We start from the raw sequence: 4042 nt of genomic DNA on the forward strand, positions 1-4042 counted from the left end.
GTGTGCCATCATCATTATAAGAATGACTTTGATCACCGACCATACCTCTCCGAGATCAGTGATCTGAATCTCCGTGAAAGGTGATCAGATTGACCGTGAAGGATGGTCAATTTATCTGAAATATACAAGCTCAATCTCAGAATTGCCGCAGCACTGGGCTGTGATATAGACGCTGCCTTTGATGATATCCTCCTGCATAAACGGATACTCTGCTCCGGCAGCAGTTGTAATCTTTCCTGTCCAGTAATACTTCCGGGTGTTCCCCTGTACCGCCTGCAGGAACGCCTCACTCACCGGGTACATAAGAACACCCCTCCTTCCGTTTCCAAACATCAAAAAAGCACCAATCATTTCTGACTGATGCTCTTGGCAATATAAAATATCAAAATCATCTAATCCAACAACTTTGGATTTATCAATCATATTTTTCGATATTTATAGTAGCAATAGCAGATTTATTTGGTTCACCAGTAACAAGGTCTTGCGGTGCAGGTACTAACATCATAAAACCATCTTTTCCATACCGCCTTTCATAGCCTTGTGCGTATTCCTTATCAACAGAAATATGTTGTATCTGTCCGATTACCATAGCCGTAATCCCCGCACCGCTTCATATAGTCGTACATGAGATCAACGGTGGCAGGCTCATCATCGTAAGAGCCGATGTGCATACACTGAACACACAGCCCCTCATCATAAGGAAAGAACTCTACTTTGGAAAAATCCTGTTTCTTCTTTTTCGTTGCTTCCTGAACTGCCCACTCAAAATCTTCCTTCGTTACGAAATCCGGCAGCCGGATCATAGAAATAAAGTGCATATCTTCTTTTCTTGTATAATCAAGCCCCTGTGTGTTTTCCTGCCACCAGAGGCCTTCAAGGGGCGGCACGACATACTCAAAGAAACCTTCGATCTTATGCGTTCCCTTGTAACTCATCTTTATGGTAAAGGCAATGCCATACAGCAAACCGATTGATTTTTTGTATTCTCCGTTTTCCTCATTGGGATTGCCTTTTCCCCGGACTGCTATGTAATTCATTTTCGGAATCTCTATAATTCCAGGCTTGTTCTTCGGCATATAAAATTCCTTGTATTCTTTCTTGTAGTCAAAAGCCATTTTATTCGCCTCCCTTCATCAACCAAATATGTTATCACATACATCTTCCAGATCGATAACTTAAGATTAAGAAAATAATTACATACCAACTATTTTTCTAACTGTATTCGCCGTTCTTATCGTCAATTTATTGCTGATATTTGCGCTTGCCGTTTTAGACCACCAGTTTGTTTTTTGATAGTCTTTCCGGCTGAAAGACCAGAATACCGTTTCTTTGTATTCCTCTATCTTTTCTAATCCCTCTTTAGGCTCTCCAATTTCGTTATATACATCTTTGAATGTAGCAGGCGGCATGATAAAGATTAGATTGTCATAAATCTCCTTATTTTCATCTCCCCACCAGTCGGGTGCATGATATAAAATGTTCTCAATTTCTTCCTTTGATATGACAAAGACAGGAATATCTAAATGAAACTGATTTTTAATCATTTCCTCAATTCGGCTTGTAATCTTGATTGTATCGGCTTCATTGCTTGAAAAAATTACATTACCGCTATTCAAATAGGTTTTGACTTCTGCATAATTCAGGTTTTCAAAACCTTGCTTTAATTCTGCCATTGACACTTTGTTTTTGCCACTTATATTGATACCTCGCAATAAGGCGATATATCTTTTCATATTCTTAACCACCTCTACAACTTCCAATTTATCGCACTCCTGTAAAGATAAAATTCATTAATTGCCCTACATCGTCAAAATCATCATAATCCCCGGTTATGCCTTCTCGATGATACACGACTCCATTTTTCTCATTTCTCTCTAAACAATCCAGAAGCTTTTCTTCCCCATATGTTTTCGCAAATAAGCTAAATGCATAAGGTTTAATTTTGCTCAATAATCCTTTCCTGCAATTTTCTTCACACTCGTAACAATGTGCCAATCCTTTTGCAATCGAACATTTTTTATTCTCACAAAAATCATTGTCTGGACAGCCATTTGAGCCGCATCCATTACAATCAGCTTTTTCTGTGCATAGACAACATGCAAGACCACATCTGGCAATTCCTAACTCTCGTTTCATAAAAACCACCTTCAACTTAAAATTTGTCTTTTTCAATCATATACGACTGTAAACTCTTTTTACACCCATTTTTCTCATAAAATGCTTCAACTCCTGGCTGTGCGCCAAAGTACAACATAGTTGGAGAAGTTTCTTTTGCCAAATAGAGAAGTTTACTTCCAATACCGTGTTTTTGGTATTCCGGCAAAACAAGTAATTCTGTAATAGTTCCGAAAAAATAACCATCTGTAAGTATACGAAGACATCCTACAAGCATGTCCCCATCATAGGCTGTTATATTAAAGGTCTTAGATAACGCCGCTTCCGTTTTTTCAATATCATATCGACCTTTCCATACTTTATTAACAAATGAAATAAAAATATTTGCTTTAAGTTTTTTATCATCGATTTTATATTCCATTAACTCTATATCCCCTTAAAACAGAACTTATTTTCCTCAAATATACCACAATTTTCTCCGAAAAAGAATACATTTTCAGAACTCCCTCAGCGTAAAACTCACCGGCCACAGCCCTTTCCGTGATGTATCTTTTACCAGAGAAGCCTTGTACCCCTCCACATACATCTCCACTGTCTTCACCGCCAGCGTCTCCATATCAAAATATCCCACCGTGATTTTTTCCTGCTGTTTAAACTCTGTCAGGATCTTCAGCCACTTTGCCGACATGGAAAACGTCACCGGGATGCTCACCACGCCAGCGCGCACCACATCCTCCTGGGCCTGTTCCAAAGCTTCCAGCTTCTTTTCCGTATCTCCAATCGCTGATTGCAGAAGCTCCTGTTTCTGTGCCAGAAGAATGGTATTCGATGGATCCAGTTTCAAAAGGTTATTCACATCCCGAAGCTGGCTCTGGGTTTTCTTTATGGAATTGTTCACTGCGGCAAGCGATTTTTCCAGCCCGCTGGTATCGCCGCCGATCTCCACCGTAATACCCTTGATCCGGCCCGTCATGTGTTACCACCTCCTGAAAATGAGCATGAAAAATGCCCGGATCATCTCCGAGCATAAAAACAGCACCGATTATTTCTAACCGATGCTTTGAAATTGTTAAAATAATACTATTCACTCTTGTATTCAAATAAACTGCTGTAAGAAAACCTTAGATCTCGCAGCTCATAATTAAAGAAATCAAATTTATGCCTATTCATGGAGTAGTAAGTTTTTGCAGCTGCACTTAATTTACTGCATAAATTTACAATATTGACCTCCAGAACGCGTTTCTGAACCTTAAGTCCTTGTCCATAAGAAACACAGCTTGTTCCTCCGTCTGCAACATCGCTGATGGTGAGCCGGAATTCATCTACCTTGCATCGCTCTTCTTTTACTTTTCCCGCATCAATATTTGGTGTTCCTTGATGAAACATTGAGTTTCTTAAATTATATATTAGTTCACCGCTGGAATAAGGCATGTCACTGCCATAAGGATTCGATGGCTTTTCATACTTTCCTACATAGGTATCATACCATTTAATATACCGTACAGCAGTTTTTTCTGTATCCGGATATTCCGCTTTGCCGCAGATATCAGGTATTGACAACGCAAGCATCAGCGCTGCAATAAAGCATTCATTATCTATTGACCTCTTCATTTCATATCTTCTTTGTCCGACAGCCACAATTTTTCATCAAAAGCAGGAAGTGATACTAAAGCGAGTTAGACACTCCGTATCCTGTTCCAATCTTGAAATAGTGTTATTAAATATTTGTAAAAGCTGTTCCTTATCGTCTTCTCGCAATTTAACTATTTGATATAAAATGACCCATCACATCCATTCTATAGCGTATCCGGATATTTCTTCGCAAATGCGATCGCCGCGTCAAATGTCTCGTTATACAGTTCCAGGTTATATTCCTGATTCCAGTCATCCGAAATATCCATAAGACATACCGCCCGTTCTACGGTTC

Annotated in this window: 8 protein-coding genes; all 8 read right to left on the minus strand. The window is 39.4% G+C overall.

Annotated elements, in window-relative coordinates:
• Positions 1-111: 111 nt before the first annotated feature.
• A complete protein-coding gene (locus tag LKD70_RS18155; RefSeq protein ID WP_227709273.1) occupies positions 112-303 on the minus strand; it encodes a hypothetical protein in 192 nt (63 codons plus the stop codon).
• Between the two features lie 112 nt (positions 304-415).
• Positions 416-589, minus strand: a complete 174-nt coding sequence (locus tag LKD70_RS18160) for a hypothetical protein (RefSeq protein ID WP_227709266.1) — start codon at positions 587-589, stop codon at positions 416-418.
• Entirely contained in the window at positions 555-1115 is a 561-nt protein-coding gene (locus LKD70_RS18165) for a GyrI-like domain-containing protein (protein ID WP_227709267.1), read from the minus strand. The genes LKD70_RS18160 and LKD70_RS18165 overlap by 35 nt, the downstream gene beginning before the upstream one ends.
• Positions 1116-1193: 78 nt before the next feature.
• Positions 1194-1760 carry a DUF1697 domain-containing protein gene (locus tag LKD70_RS18170; protein WP_456115032.1) on the minus strand — a complete coding sequence of 189 codons (567 nt, stop codon included), beginning with the start codon at positions 1758-1760 and terminating at the stop codon, positions 1194-1196.
• A 1-nt stretch (position 1761) separates the two neighbouring features.
• Positions 1762-2136, minus strand: coding sequence for a DUF3795 domain-containing protein (locus LKD70_RS18175; RefSeq protein WP_227709268.1), 375 nt, complete (start codon positions 2134-2136; stop codon positions 1762-1764).
• Positions 2137-2152: 16 nt separating this feature from the next.
• Entirely contained in the window at positions 2153-2536 is a 384-nt protein-coding gene (locus tag LKD70_RS18180) for a GNAT family N-acetyltransferase (RefSeq protein ID WP_227709269.1), read from the minus strand.
• 75 nt (positions 2537-2611) lie between these two features.
• Positions 2612-3088 (minus strand): hypothetical protein, encoded by a 477-nt coding sequence (locus tag LKD70_RS18185; RefSeq protein ID WP_227709270.1) that lies wholly within the window; start codon positions 3086-3088, stop codon positions 2612-2614.
• Between the two features lie 107 nt (positions 3089-3195).
• Positions 3196-3726: a hypothetical protein gene (locus tag LKD70_RS18190; RefSeq protein WP_227709271.1), complete on the minus strand. Its 531-nt coding sequence runs from the start codon at positions 3724-3726 to the stop codon at positions 3196-3198.
• Positions 3727-4042: the final 316 nt, after the last annotated feature.

Source organism: Ruminococcus turbiniformis, from assembly GCF_020687545.1.
Taxonomy (GTDB): Bacteria; Bacillota; Clostridia; order Lachnospirales; family Lachnospiraceae; genus Mediterraneibacter; species Mediterraneibacter turbiniformis.